Source organism: Terrimonas ginsenosidimutans, assembly GCF_022012415.1.
Lineage (GTDB): Bacteria > Bacteroidota > Bacteroidia > Chitinophagales > Chitinophagaceae > Terrimonas_A > Terrimonas_A ginsenosidimutans.
Genome location: NZ_JAKLTR010000015.1, coordinates 78,349 through 101,148, shown reverse-complemented (window position 1 = coordinate 101,148; position 22,800 = coordinate 78,349). Strand labels below are relative to the sequence as shown.

Below are 22,800 nucleotides of genomic sequence, written 5' to 3'. Positions count from 1 at the left end.
AGGACGCTAAGTATCGCTGAGATCGCCAGCATAACCTTTGCGACCTTTGCGTTACTTAGCGTCCTTTGCGATAATCTCACAACAATCCTTTTTTCAATTTTCTTTCTGCAAGAAAAGATTCAAACTCCTTCAAACTAAAACTACTCAGATTTCTCTCTTTTGTCAATCCACCTTTCTGTCCTGCAAGCACGCCATACTTTATATCTGCAAACCCTTCCAAATGGTGCGCATCCGGATCCACAGACAGCAATGCTCCTTTTTCCATTGCATAAGGGATCCATTTCCAGTCGAGATCAAGCCTCCGCGGGTGAGCATTGATCTCCACCACCACATGTTGCTCCACACATGCATCGATGAGTTTTTGATGATCCAGCGGATAGCCTTTACGGCTGAGGAGAAGTCTTCCCGTCGGGTGGCCGAGAATGGTGGTATACGGGTTGCTGATCGCTTTTAAAACTCTCGCCATTGCTTTTTCTTCGGTCATTTTCAGATTGCTGTGCACAGACGCGATCACAAGGTCAAAGCTGGCCAGCACATCATCAGTATAGTCCATGCTCCCGTCATTCAGAATATCACACTCAATGCTTTTGAAGATCCGGAACGGCGCCAGTTTTTTATTCAGCTCGTCTATCTGTGCATGCTGTTCTTTGATCCGCTCTTCTGATAAGCCTTTTGCATAAGCCGCAGCTTTGGAGTGATCGGACATTACCAGGTATTCAAACCCCTTACTGATACATTCCTTTGCCATTTCTTCGATGGAATTCGCGCCATCACTCCATGTACTGTGATTGTGGATCACACCTTTTACATCACCCGGCTGGATAAGCACCGGGAGCTGGTTTGCTTTAGCGGTATCAATAATGGCTGCCGATTCGCGAAGACAGGGAAGAATGTAGGGCAGGCCTGCGCGCGTAAAGATCGCTTCATCATTCAATGCACCGGTCCCGGCATAGTTGCGGGAAGGAAAATGTTCTTCAAATGCGTCGATGAATCCGACGGATCCACTGGTCAGGAATAATTGTTCCGCCAGATCTTTTCCTCCCGTATACAGCCGCAGCTTTAAACCATTCTTAAGCTTATACAAAAGCGTGGCGGAAGAGTCTTCGAGCAGTTCCGGTGGCTGGGCCGATTGGAACTTCGGTTTGATATTCTCTGTTTCATCAAGTACGATATACTCCAGTTCATCGATGGTCAGTTCCTGGCGGCGATAAGCGCCCGTTACATGCGTTTTATCAGCGCCAAATAGTTTTTTAAGATAACCATCCACCTGAGGAAAGAGCTCTTCTAATTGAGCGTAAAGGAAGCTGCCCTGGTTCAGCATATAGAACTCGATCGCTTCCTGAACGTTCTTTTGTGTCTTTTCACCAAAGCCTTTAAAAAGCGTCAAACGGTTTTCATTGCAGGCATAAAGAAGCTCTCCGACAGATTCTATTTCCATCTGCTTCCAGATAGTGTTGATCTTTTTCGGTCCAATACCTTTTATGTTGAGCAGTTCAACCACACCCGGAGGTGTATTGAATAAATATTCCTGGAGAACGGAAAGTTTACCGGTATCCAGCATTTCGATCACTTTATTGCCGATGCTTTCGCCGATCCCTTTCAGCCTGAAGAGGTCTTCACGCGGCGTATCTTTTATCTGAACATCAAGGTTCTCGATATGATAGGCTGCGATGGAATAGGTTTTTGTTTTGAAGGAGTTCTCTCCATGGATGTCCATGAGTTTGGAAAGGAGGGTGAAGTTGTCGGCAATTGCGGCATTATCCATTGGAAGGACCAGTTTTAAAAGTTTAGGGGTTTAACAGTTCAACTGTTGTTGATCGAAACTTGGGTTGTTTTGTTGTGGTCAAAATTATGAGAAGGAAGGATGGAATGGAAAAGGAATTTCCTGCTGAAATTCTCTGCTGAGACTCCCCGGGTATTTTGGGGACAAGTGTAAAAGTTGTGGGATGGTTGTTTAAATGTTTAATAGTTTAAAAGTTTAAAGTTTTTGCATTATCACTTGTCCACTTACAAGTTTGTAAGCGATAGCTGTCTGATCGGGCAGAAAAAACGTGAGCGCGCCTTGAGGCGATATACGCTCCTTAGATACGACATTCTGGCACGCGAAGGCAGCTGATGTGTTGACTGATGATAATCATTCAGGCTCAAACTTCGCATGTTTTTACAAGGGTTGTTGGTCGTCGTTAGTTCGTCTCTTGGTCGTCCTTTGGCCGTCCAAAGTTCGACGGGATTTTAGGCAGTGAAAAATGGTGACAAGCTGACACACTGAGGGGATAAATCTTTTGAGCGACTGGCGTAGGTTCCCTTCTTCGCTTCGCTAAGGTGGATGGGCCACCAGAAGTTTATGCGAGCGATGCTCATCCGGAACATTTCAACCCAAGCCATTTTGTAGACCATCCCCAACCTTTGTTCCTGATCCGTATTTTGTTTGGCCATCGGCATCTTCATTGTCAGTCCGGGTCAGTTCAAGATCAGTAACAATCTTTACCCGTTCAGATCCGGGCACGAAAAAGTCCCGGCCGTTAGACCAGGACTGTATTAAGATCGAATAAGTTTTAAACTTATTTCTTTTTAGCTGCTTTCTTCTTAGCCGCTTTCTTCTTAGGAGCTGCTTTTTTAGCTGCTTTTTTAGGAGCTGCTTTCTTTGCTGCTTTCTTAGGAGCTGCTTTTTTAGCTGCTTTTTTAGTTGCCATTTTTGTAGAATTTAATGTTTAGTAAAATGGGTTATCGATAGTAAAAATAATAATTATTTTATACTACCCAAATTTTTTTCCACAAAAAAATGGCAATCAACAAACTCAGGCTTCTGCAATTGTTACAGAAACGAAGGTTCTGTTGCTTTTTCCCTTACGGAATTCAACGATTCCATCATTCAATGCGAAGAGAGTAAAGTCTCTTCCAACACCAACATTTTTACCAGGATGGTATTCTGTACCACGCTGACGTACGATGATGTTACCAGATATTGCAGGTTGACCACCAAAGATCTTAACGCCAAGACGTTTGCTTTGTGAGTCACGGCCGTTCTTTACACTACCTTCACCTTTCTTGTGTGCCATAGCTAAAAGTTTTTAATGCTATTCCTAATTCCAACATAAGATGTCACCGGAATTCGGAATCTCTTATTAGGAATTAATTATGCGATGCTTGTTACTTTGATTTTTGTATACGCAGTACGGTGGCCTTTCTTTTTGTGAAAGCCTTTTCTTCTTTTCTGTTTGTACGCGATCACGGTATCACCTTTCACCTGATCAACGATCTCTGCCTGCACTTTCGCGCCAACAGTTGAACCAATAGACAGTTTTCCATCGGCATCCACCAACAAAACTTCCAGGTTTAATTTATCCCCGGCATTACCCTCAACGCGAGGAACGAACAAAGTCTGGTCTTTTTCAACCTTAAATTGCTGGCCGGCTACTTTTACTACTGCTATCATAAATCTATAATTAGGGACGCAAAGGTAGGGGGAAATTGTGATGTTCCCAAAAGGAAAATTTCAATTTGTTGACCGTTGTCCGTTGACCGTTCACCGGAAATCAGGGAAATCGATTATAGACGGTTAACGGTCAACGGACAACGGTCAACGAATCAAGGTTTTGCCCGCCTTAACCGTAACCTTTATCTTTGCGTTTCAATTTCACCGGGTTGCCTGCAAATGTAGATCATCCGGGACGAAGGAAAGGACCAACTGTCATTGGAAAAACCGGGTCATCTGATCCAATAAAAGTTAGTGTTTTGAAAATCAAGTCATTACTAGCGAAGCCATTCGCTTCATATATATATAAGCAGATTCAGAAAGGAATGGCCACCGCCATACAGGACCAGGACGCCATCCTTAAAATGCTCATCAAAACAGGCCGGAATACACAGTTCGGTAAAGATTCCGGACTGGATAAGGTCACCAACTACGAGGAATACAAACAGGCCGTCCCGATCAGGGATTACGAACAGATCAGGCCATATATAGACCAGATCAAAGAAGGAAAGCATAATATATTATGGAAGGGTAAGCCGCTGTACTTTGCCAAAACTTCGGGCACCACCAGCGGAACCAAATATATTCCCATCACCAAAGATTCTGTCGACAATCACTTCAGCACCGCGCGGAATGCGGCGCTTTGCTATGTGGCCGAAACCGGAAACACCCGGTTTTTTGATGGAAAGCTGATCTTTTTGTCGGGTTCACCCGTGCTGGAACGAGTGGCCGATATCCCTACGGGCCGGTTGAGCGGTATCGCCAATCACCAGATCCCTGCCTACTTAAGGTCAAACCAATTGCCTTCTTACGAAACGAATTGTATAGAAGACTGGGAAACCAAACTGAATAAGATCGTGGATGAAACGATCAATAAGGACATGACACTGATCAGCGGCATTCCACCATGGATCCAGATGTATTTTGATGAGCTGATGCGACGCAGCGGGAAAAAGATCGGCGATCTGTTCCCGAATTTCAGCGTAATGATGCAGGGCGGTGTAAATTTTGAACCCTACAAAGCCCGCCTGTTTGAAAGTATCGGCCGCAAGGTCGATTGCGTGGAATTGTATCCGGCCAGTGAGGGCTTCTTCGCTTTCCAGGATACCTTAAAAGCCGAAGGACTGCTGTTGAATACAAACGATGGCATCTTCTTCGAATTCGTGCCTGCAGGAGAGATCTTTAATCAAAATCCCACCCGTCTTTCCCTCAGAGATGTAAAAGTAGGGGAGAACTATGCCCTGATCGTTAACAGCAATGCAGGCCTCTGGGGATATAATATCGGCGATACCATTCGTTTTGTATCCACCAACCCATACAGGATCGTTGTTACCGGTAGGATCAAACATTTTATTTCCGCCTTCGGCGAACACGTCATCGGCGAAGAGGTTGAACAGGCAATGAAACACGCGGCTGATGAAGAAAATGTCCGCGTTACTGAATTTACTGTAGCGCCTTTCGTAAGCAGCGATGCCGGTAAATCCTACCATGAATGGTTTATTGAATTTGAACAGGAACCCGCCAACATGCAGGCGTTCATCCAGAAACTCGACGACAATCTTCGCCAGAAGAATGTCTATTATGATGACCTGATCGCCGGCAACATTCTCGAACCACTTAAGATCACCAGGATCCGCAAAAACGGATTTATCGATTATATGAAATCGATAGGTAAACTTGGCGGCCAGAACAAAGTGCCCCGCCTCAGCAATGACAGGAAGATTGCGGAGGAGTTGCAGGAGTGGAAGAGGGAGGGAAGTTGAAAGTTTAAAAGTTTGAAAGTTTAAGGTTTGGTAGGTTTGGGAAATAGAGTTTGAAACTATTTATACGTTTAATAACTGACTGATTCTTCTATCCCGATAAAAATGAACGTTCACCAACCAGGCTTTTCAAACCTACCAAACCTTCTGCACCGCTCCACTATCCCCAACTATTGAACTATTAAACCCCTAAACTTTAAAACTTTTTATACCTTACACTACTATGTCTGATCAACCAATCCGTCGCATTGCCATTTTTGGTTCAACAGGTTCTGTGGGAACACAGGCCCTGGAGGTAATTGCGGCCAACGCTGATAAGTTTTCCGCCGAAGTGTTGACGGCGCATGGTAACGAGGAACTGCTGATCCAGCAATCGCTGAAGTTCAATCCCAATATCGTGGTGATCGGCGAAGAGCGCAAATACGCTAAAGTGAAGCAGGCGCTCTCAAATACAAATATCAAAGTATTCGCCGGGGAACGTGCGCTGGAAGAAGTGGCGGCGATGGATGTATATGACCTGATGCTGGCTGCGATCGTTGGATACGCAGGATTGAAACCCACGCTTAAGGCGATTGAAAACAGTAAGGCCGTTGCGCTGGCGAATAAAGAAACACTGGTTGTTGCCGGTGATATCGTGATGAGGAAAGCGGTAGAGCACCGGGTGCCTGTGATCCCGGTGGATTCAGAACACTCGGCCATTTTCCAGTGTCTTGTCGGCGAGTCAAGGAATAAGATCGAGAAGGTGATCCTGACCGCTTCCGGCGGCCCTTTCCTTGGAAAGAAACCAAACTATCTGGTAAATGTAAAGCGTGAGCACGCGCTGCAGCATCCTAACTGGAGCATGGGGGCAAAGATCACCGTCGATTCAGCCACACTGATGAATAAAGGCCTGGAGATGATCGAAGCTAAATGGCTGTTCAATCTTCAGCCGGATGAGATCCAGGTGGTGGTGCATCCGCAAAGCATTATTCATAGCATGGTGCAGTTCGAAGACGGTAGTATCAAAGCACAAATGGGGTTGCCCGATATGAAACTGCCAATACAGTATGCGATGGCATTTCCCCAAAGGATCCCGAATGAATTCCCACGCCTGGATTTTAAAAAATTCAATACACTGACTTTCGAAGAGCCGGACCTGCGTACGTTCCGCAATCTGGGTCTCGCTATCGACGCACTGGCCAAAGGCGGTAACCTGCCGGCGGTAATGAATGCGGCTAATGAAGTTGCTGTCTTTGCATTCCTGCGTAACCGGGTAAACTTCCTCGATATGACCGATGTCATCGAGAAGACCATGAACAAGATCCCGTTCATCGCGAATCCCACACTGGAAGAATACTTCGAAAGTGATGGAGAGGCCAGGACCTATGCTGCCGATATCATCAAGTTATAAAAAGCGTAGTGGAACGCGGCGGAACGAACCGACGCGATCCACACGAGACCAATCCCGGGGCAGCGGACGTTGCGCCCGCTGCGGGTTGTTGTACCCGTTGGCTTCCGGCTACCCAGCCCGGTTTGCTAACGAAATCAAATAATTCACGAACGGTTCCCTGAATCTGTCTGATTTACCGGATATTTGCGAACTAAGCAAAGACTTAACGAATTTTAATATATGATGCTATTAGCTATTAATTGGGCGGCAGTGAGTGTGCAGGTAGGGCAGTTGCTGCTGGCTTTATCTATCCTTATCGTTCTTCATGAATTTGGTCATTACATTACGGCCCGTTGGTTTGGCTGCCGCGTAGAGAAATTCTTCCTCTTCTTTGATCCCTGGTTTGCACTGGTGAAAAAGAAAGTGGGCGAAACAACTTACGGGATCGGCTGGCTACCGCTTGGAGGTTATGTAAAGATCTCCGGCATGATCGATGAAAGCATGGACAAAGAAGCGATGAAGCAACCCGCGCAGCCATACGAGTTCCGAAGCAAGCCGGCCTGGCAGCGCCTGATCATCATGCTCGGTGGTATCATCATGAACGTATTGGTAGCATTTGTCGTTTACGCTTTTGTACTGATGATCTGGGGTGAAACAAAGACGCCGATGAAATCGCTGAAGTATGGTATCTGGACGCAGGATACCCTGATGAACCAGATCGGTCTGCGGAATGGCGATAAGATCATCTCCGTAAACGGTAAACCTGTCGATTACCTTGAAAATCTCAGCCTCCAGGTATTGCTTGGCAAAGAGATCGTGCTGGAGCGCGATGGCAAGCAGGTTGACCTCAAACTTCCGATCAACCTGATCGAAAAACTGGTGGAAAGCAGAAAAAGAAAAGGCGGTTTACTGGACGCGCGGATTCCTGCTTATGTGGGTGAGTTCAACTCAAAGGTCAAGATACTGGATTCAGCCTATGCGAAACAGGCTGGTCTGAAAGAAATGGATCGCATCATTGCAGTTGACTCTGTACCGGTGCAGTTCTATGATGAAATCGAACCACTCGTCACAAAGCATAAAAATGGCTCTGTAACTATTGCAGTTGACCGCAACGGCGATACGCTGCAGCTGGTTTCCCGTGTAAATGGAGAAGGAAAGATCGGGTTACCGTTCCTCAAGGATGAGCAATATGAAAAGCTTGGAGTATACACCGCAGAAACGCGTAAGTACGGATTCTTCGCGGCATTTCCCGCCGGCGTTATGAAGACGGGGGAGAAGTTGCAGGGATATATTGATCAGTTCAAAATGATCCTGAACCCTAAAACAGGTGCTTATAAAGGAGTTGGTGGTTTTAAAGCGATCGGCTCTGTATTCCCGACCACCTGGAGTTGGGAAGCGTTCTGGAACATTACAGCGTTTCTCTCGATCATCCTTGCCTTCATGAACCTGCTCCCGATCCCGGCACTGGATGGCGGCCACGTTATGTTCACACTCTATGAAATGATCAGTGGCCGCAAGCCAAATGAAAAGTTCCTGGAATATGCGCAGATGGTGGGTATGGTCTTATTGCTGGGATTGATGTTATATGCGAATGGGAATGATTGGTTTGGATGGGGAAGAGGGTAAGTAAAAAGTAAAAATTGAAAAGTAAAAAAGTTAATATTCGAGAAGACCTCCCTTATGGGAGGTTTTTTAATTTTTAATTTTTACTTTTGCATTCGGCTTTGGCCGGGGCTGTACCGGTTTTGACAGCATAGATCTTTGAAGGTGTAAGCATGCCGTGCGTTGGATAATTAGCACGCTAATCTGAATATTCAAAATAATAAATGGCAATACTCAGTATGCCATGGCTGCCTAATCAGTGATTAGTTAGTCATTAGGGCCGCCGGGACGGTTGATCTGTTACCATTCCCCGCCGCCGACTAAAAAACAAAACAGGTTGCTGCAATGGAAGTCTGTGACCATTGCTTAAGACCATCCAGATAAGTATTATGTTGGTTTGTTCATTTCCTGCATAATGCCGACAATCAATAATGAAATAAGCATGTAGAAAGCTTTTGGAGAATGTGTTTGGACAGGGGTTCGAATCCCCTCAGCTCCACAAATAAGTAAAAAGTCAAAATTAAAAATTCAAAATATGAGTTTTTAATTTTGACTTTTTTTGTTTTAAGGTGTTCTCTATCCCTGGCAGTCCAATGATTCTAATGACTCCCCTACAAAAACAGAAATTTTGTGATTGCTAATGCGGTTTGACAGGAAAAGGTGAAGCGCCAACCTGCTAGTATTAGTCGATGCCCAGACGATCTAGAAACTGTTGCTAATCAATAGCCGTTTTAAGATTCGTATAACTAGATATAAAGCCTGATCGCCAGAAATTCCTCCATCGGGATATGACGGTTTATCGACAATGTTTGCGACAGGGTACTCTGGATGCGATGGACCAGCACACCCTTCCCAGTTTTCGAAAGCGACCTGGCCATGCACTTTATGCGTGATGGTGGATACACATCTATATCCCGGATTCTCTAATCACTAACCCCAATGAAATAATTCACCTTATTGATAAAGATCCACCGCCTTCAGAATTTAATTTTTTCAGCGCATGTATATGCTGATCCCAAACAAACTAAAGCCCGCGCGCTTTCAACTCTTTTTTGATCATGTTCAGAGTGTTCACATTGACCAGGACCAGACTACCCATCGATAGCGGTAAGAAGACCAGCACATTGAACTTCTGCTTGGCGATGATCAGGTATATCACCGTGCAGAGCAGTATTGCTGCAGCTACCAGGCACATGTTGATCAATATTTTTAAGATTGACCTTCTCTTAAGCAGTTGATCTGTGGTCATTTTTGAAAAGGAATTTTTGTTCATGCTGTTCTTTGTTATAGTCTTTAGTTTAATTGAAAACCTTTAACGAATAGGAAACAGTTTTTTTACTGGCTCTTTTTTTTCAACAAGCCAACTTTCACCCGTATTGGTGGGTTCATCACGGCCAATACGGTGAAGTAGTTCTTTATAGATGTTATTCTCTGATCTCAGGCTTGCATTCAGGGGGGCATTGTCGAATAGAATCACTAGATGTTCACCTGATCACTGCCGTTCCAAGTAGCGAAAACACTTTAACCGTGGGCACGATAAGTACAATCAGCCTGTATTCTTTTCAGATAGGATTACACCTCAATCAGCGCCCTGCAAACAATCGGGACGCAAAGATAGAAAAATAAGTTACCAAATGGTATCTTATTTGTTGTTTTGAAAATTTAACTTAGGCCATTCAATTAAATAGATGGAGCGAAAAACAGTAGCGGGCAGCATCCGGAATGCGGAAAGAAGTAAGGAAAAGTTTTTGGACGCGGTTGGCCAGATCGTCAGCGAGTCAGGCTTTGCGGCATTAGGTATCAACCATATTGCCGAGGTGGCTGGCTTGAGCAAAAAGATGATATATACCTACTTCGGTGGGCTGGATGAACTTATTGATGAGTACCTGAAACGCCAGGATTTTTGGCAGGTTACGGCCTCCCGGCACTCGCCCAAAAACAGTAAGGATGGTGGTCAGGCATTTTCCAGGGAAATGGTCCTGCAACATTTTAATTATGTACATCGCAATAAGGAGTTCCAGAAAATACTGATCTGGGGACTGGCCGATGGAAGGCCTGCCTTTAAACAGATGGCCGAAAAGATGGAAGAGAGTGGCGAAAAGATATTTGAGAATATAACAGATCCGTTTTTTGGTGATAAGGCCAGGAAATACCGGTCGATCATGGCGGTGATCATTGCAGGCAGTTATTACCTTAACCTGCACGGATCTTTTAATGGAGCACCATTCTGTGGAATAGATCTCGGCAGTACCGAAGGCAGAAAGGAAATTGAAGAGGCCCTTGCGTTCCTGGTTGATCAGTCTTATGAAGCCCTCTGAGCTAGTCTGGCGGGGAATAAAATATAGAATATGCATCCACTTTGGAGTGGTCACGACCGGTTTTACTGCGGTAGAAAAAGAATTGGTTTTGGTGGTGGTGGCTCAATATGCGGACAGATCCAAATCATCCAGTTTGAGTATTTCACGGCTTATTAATGTGGAGTTTAAATCGCAATTTGCAGATCTCTGCGATACATACTGAAACTGTCTGAAATGTTTCCGGAAGAGACGCATTATTCACCCTTCGGTCTCACTACGGTGCTGATATCCAGGACTGCCATACGTTTTTGAGATCTGCAGAAGGAAATTAAGTTTACATCACAGGAATTGAATACGGATCACTACTGAGAGGTGGAATAGAAGAGTCTGGCCAATTCGGGAATAAAGTACCATATGTAATTACCAGAACTGCAAAAACGCAATTCAGCTGCTTCGGTACATGACCACACACTAAATTGACGTATTTGGAATTGTAAAAGAATATAATAATGCTTTGTAAGGTCGCGCGGATGCTCTAAATGAAAGAGAACTCTATCATTCGAAACATTATATCATGAGAAATTGGGTAAAAACGGCACGATCACAAAAAAGAAATACGACAATGGTCTTATGATAAGAGCATTTATCATACAGTGAATGCGTAATTATAGTAGAGTATGCACACCAGTCAGAATAGGATAACAAAAAATAAAATGGCTAAATTCTCAAGCCGGGTAGCAATTTATATAGTTGCAATTATGGCTTTAGGTAATGGATGCAAAGAGAAAGATGAGCTTTATTTACTCCTTGACGATGCGGAAGGCATTAGGTCAGGTACCATCATTAAATCCAGCGGTGTTAAGATCGGAACAGTGACCGAATTAGGTTTAAAAGATCAGGCAGCGCTTGTCACAGTTAGGATCGATCCTAAGCATCCCATCCCCCGAAATTCGGCGTTTAAAGTTGTGTTATCAAACATCCTCGATCCAAAAGCAGATATTGAGGTTAAGTTCTCATATTCGAAGGAAGTCTATCAATCGGGAGATACTATTGTTATACACAACAAGGATGAAGTCCAACAACCGGGTAGACCGATAATTTTGGACTCAATTACCAAAGCAAAGATTTTAGAGGCAATAAGAGAGGTCGGATCGATTGTTAGAACACTCAGGGATACAATGAAATGATGAGACCCTCATGGTAAAAAAGTCCGGCTTTTAAGTCGGACTTTTTTGCGTTGTACTTGCGATTAAAAAACAGGTAAGATATGGTTTTGCTGCCGCAGGAACATGATCACAGATCATATCTGTGTCGGCTGGTTTCAGCTTGATGTTTATAAGGCCTATTTGGCCGGAATCGTATATCAGGTAGACACCGGGGGCGAACAGGCAAGGCACTGCGTGGATAGATCCTTCGATCAGATATTAATGATCTGTTGTCCCACATGAAGCAAGTTCATGTGATGAATCGTTGCGATCCTTTGAACATTGTATGCGGTTTATGGTGGTGATACAAGGATCGAATCACCAGATCGGAACAGTTCATCAAAGGCTGATATTTCAAACGGACGATGTCTTTGAATAGCTGCCGGATCGAGGCCAATGGACAGACTCCCGTTTTTTCGCCCTGCAAATACCGTGAAAAGACGGTTCACAAGGCTCATGCTTAATTGTACCTTACGTTCTGTAAGCAGCTTTCAGTTACTCTTCTCAATTGGGTAGTTTCTTTTTTTTTCAGGCTTATCTCGTTGGCCCCTTCGATGGGGAGCGGGTATTGCTTATATCCCCCCTTGCAAAATCCGAGTTCATGCGGCGAGACGCACTGAACAGATCCGTGCCAAATACAAGACAGTCAAAAACTGACGAATGAAAAAAAAATGCATCGTTTTCCTGACGTTGATTCAGGTATTGTGCCGGGCTGAAATAAGCGCCCAGGTAGAATATAATTTTCACAGACCGGATACCTTATTCGGTGAACTTCCATTCGACCGTCCTTTTACAATAAAGTTCACGCATATTGATACGGGAAGGGTCAGCGCAATAGTGGTCAGGATTTATGAAACGAGTATTACCAACTACCGGACTCTGTTGCGAGCAGGCGCTGATACAACAAAGCTCGGGAAAGGAAAGAAAGTTACAGCATCTGTTCAGCTAACAAATGGCTTAGTGTTAAGTCAGCCCGGAACAATCATTATGAGGCCTGACTCAATAGTGAAATACACGGATTTTGCAGACTCGACGGCATACATGCAATCATTGATTACCTTAAAGCCAAGTGCCGGGTATTTCATTGAGATCACCACCTACCAAAAAAATCCTATTTCGACGGCCGAAAAAGAGCGTTTCGCAAAGGAATTCAGAGCTGATCTGCAAATAAAACAATTCATCAACAAATTTGCGAGGGAGTATATCTCCGATACGAAGAAAACAGTGGATAACGTTGATGCGCTCTCCAACGATCTGAATGCTGTTGTTACCCGTATTGTTAAAAACGCAGGTCCGGATTACGATTTCACTCCTGTTGAGCTGGATTCATTGCTCGCATTACTATTCATAGGTCTGGACAATATAAGATCACAAATAACGGACATAGATGCCACGGTGGAAACTGATGGGGTTACTATGAATCAATTGCCCGACTACCAGCAGACACTATTCAAAGTCTATCAGCGTCTGTTGAATACAGATTGGTACAATATCAAAAAAGGAGATGTTGCATACCGGAACTTACGCAGTCAGATCACGGCTGCAAAAAATGTATTCAATTCTACGCCCGCAGCAACTACGTTAAAAACAGCCATGGAAGCGTTAATGAAACATTTAGACGGGGTGATAGCAAACAAGGAGCAGATTCTGACAGTGATGGTAGAGAAGATCCTGGTAGAGCATATTTCAAAGGGCCGTGTTCAATCGAATACATTTCCGAAGCAATTTTTAAAACAGGCAGGCGAATTCATCCGGTCCGATCTTGGGCTCGCTTATGTATGGGGAATTGGACGGGTGAACCCGTATGTCGGTGCCCAAATATCACTAGCTCCGCTAAATGATTCCATTCCATTACGCCAATACAAAGGACTTGGGCCGATACTGCGTTCGCGAATTTCATTTCTGATCGGGATCTCTGTAGACGGCATCGCCAAAGACAGTGTACGTAAAGGATTAATTGGCAATCAGGCGTTGATTCTCGGCAGCGGGTTTAAACTATGGCAATGGCTGAAGATAAATTCGGGATTTTATCTGTATTACAGTCAACCCAAAAACCCTCTTCATGATGCCAACAGGTATTCATTCAAAGGGACACCATTCCTGTCCATTTCGATCGACGTGAGGGTACAGTCTCTCCTTAATGGAATTGGTAATGCAATATTCAAACAACAAACACCATAATAATGGCTATTCATCTTAATTCTTTTTCGATAGTTCCGGCCTTTATAACAAAAGGAAGCAACGAGTTGGAAATACACATCAATGCCACACTTAATTCTACGAATAATAATCCTGTCAAGGCAAAAATGACCGTAGTCAGCGCACTCGATATCGAAATCGATACGCCGGAATGGGACATGACGATTGATGAGGGGGAAAATGAACTGGCTTTTGAGGGTGTTATCATCGGCAATGCAGATGTAACGAGCAAAAAACAGGTTAAGTTCCAGCTGCGGCTAAAGGATAAGGCAGGCGCGGTTTCCACACTTAGCACTTTCATTGAATACAGGCCTTAAAATAGTAACTATGCGATCCTCCGTTTTGACATACGCGATATTTGCATCATCTCTGCTCATCACTGGTATTTCATGCGAGAAAGAAGACGATTCGTATGATGTGGGAACTGAGCATGGTGTGCCGATTGATGATGTGATAAAATTTCAGGCAGTTGGACCTATGGAACCAGAAGCTGACAGTGTATCACCATGCACGATCACTGTTAAGATAGATTCCCGGGCATCCGCTGCCAACAGGGTGGTCAAATTTTTTACCAGCCTTGGCACATTTACCAATGGAGATACTGTTCAAACTATAACAGCCAATTCAGATGGAGTGGTTAGGGCCAACCTTATTAGTGACAGTCCCGGAAATGCAAAAATAAGAGTATCGGTCATGGATAGATATGCACGGGATACCATGGTAAATTTCAGACCAGCGATGCCCGATGATATGCTTGTGTCACCAGATAAGTATGAAGCAGACACTGCAGCCAGTTTTCAGTTGACCAGTAGGCTATTCAGAGATCCTCAGCGAGGAAAGCCTTCCGACCCAATAAAGGTCCTGTTTACTGTAGTGCCTTTGGACACAACGATCAACCTGATGTATCCGGCTTTCACTTTTTCGGACGGCCAATCAGCAACAATCGCTCTGACGAATCCCTTTAAGGTCACCGGCCGGTTCAATATTACTGCCAAAGCTGGCGCAGCTACCGGCGATTCCATCTCCAGAACTGTTATGATCCGCATCAATTAACTATTCTCATAAACAGAATTAAATTTTATGCCCGACAATACCATCCCCAACCCACCCGGTAATGGAAATGAAACTCCTTCGCCAGAGATACAATACACCTGGAAAGGCAATTGGGCAGTAAATATTCCGATCTTCTTTGCGTTGGCGGGATTTCTGATTGGAATATTGATACTGAACGGCAAAGGATGTAATACCAGTGCCCGGTATCATGATCTTTGCCTGGAGAACAAAAGGGCAATTGTCGATTCTATTCAGCGCATTCGAATTACACTCCTGAATAAAAAGCTTGAGTCTTTGATCGACCGGAGGAAAAAGATCAGGCCTGTGCCAGAGCCAGCAACCAGAAATTTGACAACGGCTACTCAAACAACGCGGGCTCAAAAACCAGACTCAGCACAGTTGTATGGCGACTCAATTAAGGTTGTTAAGGATTACCTTGCTGATCTTCACGGTTCACTTGACTCGCTGAACTATCTCAATGTGGACACATCAATGGCTTTCTTCAAGCAATACTTTTCCATTGACCGTGATTCGATCCGCAACTCTTTAATCGATCCGGATAACAAAGGATTCAAAGCGTCCGCAGACAGTGGCATTCTGGTAAAGATTTATCAACGGTTTCCATTACTTGATACGGGCCTGCTGGATACTATGCGTCTTAAAGTTGGCTCGTGTGGACAGGAAAATAAAGTCTCCGGTCTGATGGATTTCTTTTCCAGGAATTCAGCTTTTGGTCTCTGGTTTTTCCTTGCCCTTGCTCAGATCATGATGTGGTTCATTCTTATCCCGATCCTGGTAGGTATCGCGAGATCCACCAACAATATTATGGAAGTGTTTCCTTACAATTTGAAGAATGGGTTCCTGATGACAATAATTCCTTTATTGGTCATCCTGCTGTTCGTTATTTTGGTATATAACCAGATCATAGATGTTCAGATAATAGGAGACCAGTATTTTCTCGATGGTTTTTCAGGCCGCCTGACATGGTATGCGTTCTTTGGTTATGGTGTAACAGTTTTATGTTTTGGCGTTTATCTATTCCTGGCAAACAAGCTTCAGTTGCTGAACGAGTTTTCCCGAGGTGCAAGGCTTTCTGAAGATCAAGCGTTACAGGAAAAATACCTGGCACTTCGCAAAGCATTTGATCTGGCATTTCTGATCAGTGCGATTATACTAAGTATTTTCGTATTATGGATGGGTGTTATGTTCAGTGCAATAAATGATCTTGAGATCTTCAGGTTTTACCGGGAGTTGTCAGGAAAAAACTTCTTTGATAACAATCTTGTTTATCTGAATGGCTTGCTTCATTCTGTCCTGTTGCTGGTTTTTTATGTCCCGGTACGTCTTCAGTTTAATCAGCTCAGGTTGACGAAAGAGCAAAAGGATTATGAAGATGAAAGGGATTCCAACACGAAAAAAATATTTAAATCTTTTTGGGAAGGCATTTCAGCGATCCTGCTGACAACTTCTCCCTTAATTGCCAGCTTGATTGAAAAACTTCTCTCCAGTTTGGGTGACTAGACTGAATTTTTAAAATAACAGGTATGAAAAAAAAATACGTGATGCTTTTTTTTGTTGTTTTATCAATTACCCACACAGTTTATGGGCAATTGATCGCTCCGCGTAGCGTCAGACTTCCCTCCTCTATATCAACGAGCAAAAAAGCCTATGAGTTTTCCAGTATGACATGGTGGGGAAACAGAATACTAATGGTGCCTGCAATGAAAGCCGGTCGCACGGAAACTCTCGCTCAGCCATTAACGCATTCCATGTACTACACCACAATGGATGAAGTCAGTAAAGCGATAGCGGATGAAGACTATGAGATAAAAGTGGATTCCATTGAAGTGGAGATGGCGTCGTTCGATTATTTTATAAGATCGAAAGTTAATTATGATGGCATAGAAGCAACAGCAATTGTTCGGGATCTGTTTTACTTTGCACTGGAGACAGATGCAGAGGAAAGTGATAAATGTTATGTCGCAATGGCACACCTTGAGTACAGTCTCAATGGTCGTCAGAAACTGGTTTTTGATAAAACGCGCCCGATCAGGAAATCCAATACCGGGCGGAAAGGCGATCAGGGTTTTGAGAGTCTCGTTGCCCTGAATGATTCCACTTTGATGGCTGTGTTTGAATTTTCCGAACAGACGGGCACGCTGTATCATAAACTTAATAGCGAATTAAAGGTCATTGAAACCGGACGGTTACCAGTGTTGAAAGCGACAAAGAAATCTGATATATATCCCAACGAAAGCAGGCTTTCGGAAATGACTAACAATGGAGGCGTACTCGTCGGTCTCAATAGCATTTTTAAGGATGTTGATGACTGTTATTCAGAACTCATCTCATTCACGGAAAAAAAAGGAAAATTCGAACTTGTGGGAAGTCTTGCTTTTGACAATTGCCCGGACAACTGGGAAGGATTATTGCGATTTCAAAATGGCTGGTTAGTGTTAAGTGATAATAATTATACAGAAACAGTTGAATCGAAGCTTTTCTTTTTCCCTGATCCGAAAGCACCCACTCCACCGGCAACCACTGACCAGGCAAAAAAGCCTGAGCCGAAAAAGAATAGAGTTAAGCAGAAACGGAAGTAAATATCCATGCAATAATATTGTGAACAAGAGCCGGGGCGGCGGCACTAAGACCTATATGGCTCTGACTCGACCTTCATTCGTTTTCTGATTGCCGGCAAGACCGTTATCATGTTAAGGTTATGCTGACCCAAAAAGGGTCTCATTTCGGCGACTGAAGGTCAACATTAAAAATTCAAAAGAAAGAGTTTTGATGTTGACTTTATGCGTTTAAGACAGGATACGGGTAGTCTTTCGGTGCGATCAGTCGCATGAATGTTCAGCAGTGGAGGAGGAAGGTACGGCTCTTCAACAGTTGATCGCATTTGCAGAAAAAGCTAAATCCGCAAATGGATTGGCAATTTATCAGTTTCATGGTATTGGTGCAGAATTCTTCAGGGTTAGTGTAGAAACCCACCGGTTATTCCAGGCATATCTGCGTTCATGCCCCGGCGCATTCAAAATTGTGACTTTTTCTTTCGCGATGAATCACCTTACTAATTCGAACACCATGAGTGTAAAATGACCTGACGAGATAATAGAGTAGGGTGACTGACGACTTGCTTTAATAAAATGGCCTGAATATTTAATGTGGATACGGTCAGGACCTGCGATCAGGCAATTTCGCCCCCACTCACGGTAAAATTTCTTCACCCTTACTTCCCGCATTTGTAATATATTCACTTTCAAATGAGTGAGATCAAAGGAAAGATAACCGAATTATTTGACCGCATTCCACGGCGGCATACCGCAGACAATGTGAAAGAGATCTATAGCATTCTGGATTCGTATGAAGATCTGCTAAAAGACATAGAAGCCGACGCCCGTTTTGAAAAACAGGTGATACCATTCTTTGAATCGCTGGATCCGATAAGGGCCACCATTAAAAAGTCAAATGATAATAAGGCTTCAAAAAAAACAAAGGATCTCCTCTTTGATGAAGGTTCATCTGCATTGAAAGAAAGTGTGGAAGACCTGCTGCGAATGATCGGCACGGATGAAATTGGCCAATAGCCGGGTTGATGACCATTGCATTCCTACCCCGCCACCAGAACAATCAATGGACAGTACCCTCTGCCGGATCGGAGAAGGGCAAGGAGCAAAGCGATAATGGGAGTAGCCGTAGGGCTGACCGTCCCGGAGCTATTTTCTTTTCCCGGAGCATACTTATCTTTGCGATATCTATGGCAAACAATACGAAATACGAAGACCTGGTAAAAAAACAGCCAGGCTCCCTGGTGGAGAAAATAGTAAAAGAAGTAGTCAGCAAAGATTCTGTGGAAGTTTACTTTGAAGATGAAGATGATGGACTATGGGCAACTACAAAAGTGCATGACTATGACAAGGATACGGAGATGTCACTCCGCCTGCTGTCTGATAACAGATGGATCCTGCAGTTCGGATACTACGATTCCGAAGATGAATTCATTGAGCTGCTTCAACCACTCTCGCAGACGGAAATCGACCTGATCCCTAAAGGGCTTCAAAAGGTTATGGTCAAAGTGGTTTCAACAGAAGAGGGCCTGCGGGTTCCCGGAAAGGTTTTGTCCATGTAATTCAATCAGTTCAGGATGAATAATACCAGGCGGCGCTTTTTGCGCCGTTTTTTTGTGCAGTCAGATCTTTATCTCCAGGTTTTGAATGTTCCCACCCTGCCTGGCACGCCTGCCTTCCTGGTGACTGGTTGTCGCCAGTGGCTGGAAAGAAAAGCAGAAAAAGTGACCTAATGCGATCCCGGTTGAAACAATGCTTTTGATAACTCCTCTTAATCGCATAAATTCAGCAATTGACTTTTGTTTATGAGATCCTGCGATAATACCATGCTACGTAATTGCTTCTTTTTAATGTTCCTGCTTTTTGTTGCCCTCATTGCTGGTGCACAAAAAGCGCAGAACAACAGAACGATCCTTTTTGTGGGAGCACATCCGGATGATGAAACAGCGATCAGTGAAGTGCTGCATAAATATGCAAGATCGGGTAATAAGGTTTTTGTGATCATTGCTACAGACGGCAAAGACGGTACAAGGGTTACAAAGATCCCCGCCGGTGATTCTTTGGGAATGCTGAGAAAGGCAGAGTCAGCATGCGGCTGTGAAATATTGGGCGCAGAACCTCCGATATTCTTCGGTATTGAAAGGCTGGATACAAAGATCGGCGTGGGTAAGTATTTTAAGGAACACCAGCGATTCCGGGATTCTTTAAAAGCGAGAATACCGGCTATCAATCCGGACATCATTATCACTGCCGGACCTGATGGCGATACACATCATTCCGAACACATCGTCGTAGGCGCTGCTGTAACGGAATTGCTGCTAGCTGAAGGCTGGGTGGACAAATATCCCTTATACCATTTTGCCTGGAAAAAAGGGATCGTATCTGTTGACGACGGAAGTTATACGGACGAGCAATATTTCAATGTAAAGATCAGCTTTACATCAGAAGATGAAAAGAAAGCAATAGAGGCGTTGAATTGCTATGTAACTCAGTATACTGCCGCGGAATTGACACAGGAAGCCGCAAATAAGTTAAAGGATAGGTCAAACACCATTTACTTCAGGAAATTTGAGGTGAAAAAAGGCATAAGAAATGATTTTTAAAAAGAGCTGCCTTATTACAGACGGTAAAGGAAAGCCAGCATTCAATCATGAATGTTGACTTCCCTTTAGCAGAGAAAGTTATGCCTGTATATGATCCGTTAATCCTTTTAGTTCTTTGTATAAGACACCATCGCACTCAGATCTGTTCCCACCTCACAGATCAAATACCGTTCATTCCCGGCATTTAAAAACGTCTTTGCATTGGCAAAGGAAAGTGTTTTACTGCCATGTACCGGATGCAGATTATCATTCTTATCTCTGAACTCCAGCATCAATGTCACATTTTCAATCCGCCATGCATCTGTAAAAAGATGTGGATAGTACTTGATCATTAACCTGCCACCATACTTTTGTATATCGGATAATAAAATATCTTTTCCGCCTGTTTTTAACTGCTCCGGGTTACTCATGGTGAGCTTGGTTGAGATCAGTGACAGATTTGCATTGGCATGTTTGTTCAGTCCTACTTCGATATAATCATTCACCGGCATTTCATTTTGCATGTTCCACTGCGCAAATGCACAATAAGAAGAGGCGTATTGTTCAGGCAGCGAGAATTTTGTGTAAACCTCTGATGGGCTTTCTTTGTTGTCACGCCCCGTAGTGATCCTGACTCTCACTTTTGTTAATTTGTATTCCACCACAGTTGAGCTCTGAGCCGGAGCTGGTGCCGGTGCGGGAGGTGGATTCGTTGGGGTAGAAGGCGGCGGCGGCGTAGTAACAATACCTTTCGAAGGTTCAGGCGCTTTCAATACAGGCGCCGGTGTGTTTTTAACTGCTGTCGGCTTCACTACAGTGGGTCGGGTGGTTTGCTGAGCCATCACAGTGACCGTTGCCAGTGCAAGCAGGGTAGATAGCAGAACTATTCTTTTCATTTGTTTATTTTTTGTGATCAGAGAAAGTAAATGTATCAGGAAAAGAATATCCAGGCTATCGCCTGAAAAGATGAGATTTTGGGCCGGAGGTATCACCTGTTCAGGGGAGTGCCTGGTACCTTTGATCGATGGCCGATGGTCATGCGTTGATATAGATCAACGCAAAGCCATGATCTGTAATATTCAGGTTCTTTTAGCGTCTTTCGAACTTCACTACTAAAAGAATACTATGAAACAGTCAGATCTGCAAATCTATGGTGGCGTGAATGCACAGGTTGGCGAGTTCCTGGTTAATCGCTTGTTACCAGGGAAACCTGTTGATGCGGTCGGCCCGGTCGTTTTTCTTGATCATATTTATCCCATGCAATTAAAGACAGTTGGAGAAACGATACCTACCGGTGATCTTGCCCATCCCCATCGTGGGATCGCGACGTTCAGCTATGTGCTGAGTGGTAAACTGACGCATTACGACAGCCGGGGTAATCGTAACACGATCAGTGCAGGTGGCATTCAATGGATGAACGCCGGGAACGGGATCATTCATGATGAACAGCCCTTTGCCGACGAAACGTCAGGACCCCTCTTTCATTCACTGCAATGCTGGATCAATCTTCCCGCAGCCGTAAAAGCGAAAGAACCCGCTTATATGTCGCTTCAATCTCAGGACATACCCGTGGTGACGCTTCCTGAAGGTGCTGGTGAGTTGAAGATATTACTCGGCGTTTGCGGAGATACAAGGTCTCCGGTTCGGACATTTTCGGAGGAGTTCGTTTATCATTTGCGGCTATCGCCACGGTCCAGGTTCAGTCTGCCAGCGAAACAGGGGATAGAATATGCCGCATTTGTTCCGGCTGCAGAAGTGATGGTGAATGGAGAATCTGTGTCCGAAAGTAAAATTGCTATATTTGGCAATCACCCCGTCACGATCGGGCTGGAAAACCCGAATGTGGATCCTGTAGATCTTCTGCTTTTTGGAGGACGCCCCTATATGGAGCCGATCGTTGCGGAAGGCCCGTTCGTCATGAACAGCCGGAATGAGATAGCAGATGCTTACCGTGATTTTTTCCAGGGGAAATACGGTGAGATCGATTATACCATCACACAGACCACATGATATGTTTGATATATTAAGACAGTACATAGAACAAATGACAGCATCCGCTCTTCCGGAAGAGGAGGTCCAGCTCATCCGGAACAGCTTCACCGAAAAAAAGTTGCGTAGAAAACAGTTCCTTCTCCATGAAGGGACTGTTTGCAAGTATATGTCCTTCGTTGTCAAAGGCGCGATGCGGCTTTATTCCATCGACGAAAAGGGAAATGAACATGTCGTCCGTTTCGGTCTGGAAGGCTGGTGGATGAGCGATCGGGAAAGCTTTACCATGCTCACTCCTTCCCGCTATAATATTGACGCGATCGAAGATTGTGACCTCCTGATCATCACAAACGAAGCGCTTACCCGGCTCCGCCATGCGTCCCCGGCTATGACCTGCCTTTCCCTGGTTCTGGATGAACGGCATTACTTCGCTACACAAAAACGGATCGAGTCATCTATCAGCTATACAGCGGAAGAAAAAGTACTGCACCTGATGAATACCTATCCCCAGTTCCTGCAACGCCTCCCACAGAACATGGTGGCATCTTATCTTGGCCTTACACCTGAGACACTGAGCCGGATCCGGAAACAGATCCAGGCAAAATAGATTCCTTTCCAGCATCAGGTTTGAGACTGGTCTCCTTTCACTTGATCTATATCATCCCGATTACTTGTTCCAGCTCATTTGCCAGCCCACCG

22 protein-coding genes and 1 other RNA gene are annotated in these 22,800 nt (G+C 44.4%); 16 read left to right on the top strand and 7 right to left on the bottom strand.

Features of this window, described 5'->3' with window-relative positions; genetic code table 11:
* Positions 1 to 76: 76 nt before the first annotated feature.
* The 4 genes from LZZ85_RS20965 to rplU form a co-directional block, all read right to left on the bottom strand.
* Positions 77 to 1,765, bottom strand: coding sequence for a DNA polymerase/3'-5' exonuclease PolX (locus LZZ85_RS20965; RefSeq protein WP_237875320.1), 1,689 nt, complete (start codon positions 1,763 to 1,765; stop codon positions 77 to 79).
* 796 nt (positions 1,766 to 2,561) lie between these two features.
* Complete coding sequence (locus LZZ85_RS28505; protein ID WP_255724194.1) at positions 2,562 to 2,693, bottom strand: hypothetical protein; 132 nt, start codon at positions 2,691 to 2,693, stop codon at positions 2,562 to 2,564.
* A gap of 105 nt (positions 2,694 to 2,798) precedes the next feature.
* Positions 2,799 to 3,059, bottom strand: coding sequence for a 50S ribosomal protein L27 (gene rpmA / locus LZZ85_RS20960; RefSeq protein ID WP_237875319.1), 261 nt, complete (start codon positions 3,057 to 3,059; stop codon positions 2,799 to 2,801).
* A 77-nt stretch (positions 3,060 to 3,136) separates the two neighbouring features.
* The gene (rplU, locus tag LZZ85_RS20955; protein WP_237875318.1) at positions 3,137 to 3,436 is read right to left on the bottom strand and encodes a 50S ribosomal protein L21; all 300 of its coding nucleotides are present in this window, start codon (positions 3,434 to 3,436) and stop codon (positions 3,137 to 3,139) included.
* Between the two features lie 299 nt (positions 3,437 to 3,735).
* Between rplU and LZZ85_RS20950 the strand changes: the two genes are divergently transcribed.
* The 4 genes from LZZ85_RS20950 (at position 3,736) to ssrA (ending at position 8,708) form a co-directional block, all read left to right on the top strand.
* Positions 3,736 to 5,238 carry a GH3 auxin-responsive promoter family protein gene (locus LZZ85_RS20950; protein WP_237875317.1) on the top strand — a complete coding sequence of 501 codons (1,503 nt, stop codon included), beginning with the start codon at positions 3,736 to 3,738 and terminating at the stop codon, positions 5,236 to 5,238.
* A 220-nt stretch (positions 5,239 to 5,458) separates the two neighbouring features.
* Entirely contained in the window at positions 5,459 to 6,625 is a 1,167-nt protein-coding gene (locus LZZ85_RS20945; protein WP_237875316.1) for a 1-deoxy-D-xylulose-5-phosphate reductoisomerase, read from the top strand.
* Between the two features lie 219 nt (positions 6,626 to 6,844).
* Positions 6,845 to 8,230, top strand: coding sequence for an RIP metalloprotease RseP (gene rseP, locus LZZ85_RS20940; protein WP_237875315.1), 1,386 nt, complete (start codon positions 6,845 to 6,847; stop codon positions 8,228 to 8,230).
* 104 nt (positions 8,231 to 8,334) lie between these two features.
* Positions 8,335 to 8,708: a transfer-messenger RNA gene (ssrA, locus tag LZZ85_RS20935) on the top strand.
* Positions 8,709 to 9,230: 522 nt separating this feature from the next.
* Here the strand turns inward: ssrA and LZZ85_RS20930 are convergent.
* Positions 9,231 to 9,479, bottom strand: a complete 249-nt coding sequence (locus tag LZZ85_RS20930) for a hypothetical protein (protein ID WP_237875314.1) — start codon at positions 9,477 to 9,479, stop codon at positions 9,231 to 9,233.
* Positions 9,480 to 9,894: 415 nt separating this feature from the next.
* On the opposite strand from LZZ85_RS20930, the gene LZZ85_RS20925 reads away from it, so the two are divergent.
* From LZZ85_RS20925 to LZZ85_RS20885, 9 genes are all read left to right on the top strand, one after another.
* Entirely contained in the window at positions 9,895 to 10,524 is a 630-nt protein-coding gene (locus LZZ85_RS20925) for a TetR/AcrR family transcriptional regulator (protein ID WP_237875313.1), read from the top strand.
* Between the two features lie 692 nt (positions 10,525 to 11,216).
* Complete coding sequence (locus LZZ85_RS20920) at positions 11,217 to 11,690, top strand: MlaD family protein (RefSeq protein WP_237875312.1); 474 nt, start codon at positions 11,217 to 11,219, stop codon at positions 11,688 to 11,690.
* Positions 11,691 to 12,368: 678 nt separating this feature from the next.
* The gene (locus LZZ85_RS20915; protein WP_237875311.1) at positions 12,369 to 13,889 is read left to right on the top strand and encodes a hypothetical protein; all 1,521 of its coding nucleotides are present in this window, start codon (positions 12,369 to 12,371) and stop codon (positions 13,887 to 13,889) included.
* A 2-nt stretch (positions 13,890 to 13,891) separates the two neighbouring features.
* Positions 13,892 to 14,224 carry a hypothetical protein gene (locus LZZ85_RS20910; protein ID WP_237875310.1) on the top strand — a complete coding sequence of 111 codons (333 nt, stop codon included), beginning with the start codon at positions 13,892 to 13,894 and terminating at the stop codon, positions 14,222 to 14,224.
* Positions 14,225 to 14,234: 10 nt separating this feature from the next.
* Positions 14,235 to 14,960, top strand: coding sequence for a hypothetical protein (locus LZZ85_RS20905; RefSeq protein ID WP_237875309.1), 726 nt, complete (start codon positions 14,235 to 14,237; stop codon positions 14,958 to 14,960).
* Between the two features lie 27 nt (positions 14,961 to 14,987).
* Positions 14,988 to 16,481 carry a hypothetical protein gene (locus LZZ85_RS20900; RefSeq protein ID WP_237875308.1) on the top strand — a complete coding sequence of 498 codons (1,494 nt, stop codon included), beginning with the start codon at positions 14,988 to 14,990 and terminating at the stop codon, positions 16,479 to 16,481.
* Between the two features lie 23 nt (positions 16,482 to 16,504).
* Complete coding sequence (locus LZZ85_RS20895; RefSeq protein ID WP_237875307.1) at positions 16,505 to 17,560, top strand: hypothetical protein; 1,056 nt, start codon at positions 16,505 to 16,507, stop codon at positions 17,558 to 17,560.
* Positions 17,561 to 18,226: 666 nt separating this feature from the next.
* A complete protein-coding gene (locus tag LZZ85_RS20890; RefSeq protein WP_237875306.1) occupies positions 18,227 to 18,550 on the top strand; it encodes a hypothetical protein in 324 nt (107 codons plus the stop codon).
* A gap of 8 nt (positions 18,551 to 18,558) precedes the next feature.
* The gene (locus tag LZZ85_RS20885) at positions 18,559 to 19,092 is read left to right on the top strand and encodes a hypothetical protein (RefSeq protein ID WP_237875305.1); all 534 of its coding nucleotides are present in this window, start codon (positions 18,559 to 18,561) and stop codon (positions 19,090 to 19,092) included.
* Between the two features lie 60 nt (positions 19,093 to 19,152).
* Here LZZ85_RS20885 and LZZ85_RS20880 read toward each other — a convergent pair whose 3' ends face one another.
* Positions 19,153 to 19,311: a hypothetical protein gene (locus tag LZZ85_RS20880; protein ID WP_237875304.1), complete on the bottom strand. Its 159-nt coding sequence runs from the start codon at positions 19,309 to 19,311 to the stop codon at positions 19,153 to 19,155.
* A gap of 69 nt (positions 19,312 to 19,380) precedes the next feature.
* Between LZZ85_RS20880 and LZZ85_RS20875 the strand changes: the two genes are divergently transcribed.
* Positions 19,381 to 20,133, top strand: coding sequence for a PIG-L deacetylase family protein (locus LZZ85_RS20875; RefSeq protein ID WP_237875303.1), 753 nt, complete (start codon positions 19,381 to 19,383; stop codon positions 20,131 to 20,133).
* Between the two features lie 107 nt (positions 20,134 to 20,240).
* Here the strand turns inward: LZZ85_RS20875 and LZZ85_RS20870 are convergent, their stop codons facing one another.
* On the bottom strand, positions 20,241 to 21,008 hold the full coding sequence (locus tag LZZ85_RS20870; protein WP_237875302.1) for a hypothetical protein: 768 nt from the start codon (positions 21,006 to 21,008) through the stop codon (positions 20,241 to 20,243).
* 229 nt (positions 21,009 to 21,237) lie between these two features.
* On the opposite strand from LZZ85_RS20870, the gene LZZ85_RS20865 reads away from it, so the two are divergent.
* The gene (locus LZZ85_RS20865) at positions 21,238 to 22,122 is read left to right on the top strand and encodes a pirin family protein (RefSeq protein ID WP_237875301.1); all 885 of its coding nucleotides are present in this window, start codon (positions 21,238 to 21,240) and stop codon (positions 22,120 to 22,122) included.
* 1 nt (position 22,123) lies between these two features.
* A complete protein-coding gene (locus tag LZZ85_RS20860; RefSeq protein WP_237875300.1) occupies positions 22,124 to 22,708 on the top strand; it encodes a Crp/Fnr family transcriptional regulator in 585 nt (194 codons plus the stop codon).
* Positions 22,709 to 22,800: the final 92 nt, after the last annotated feature.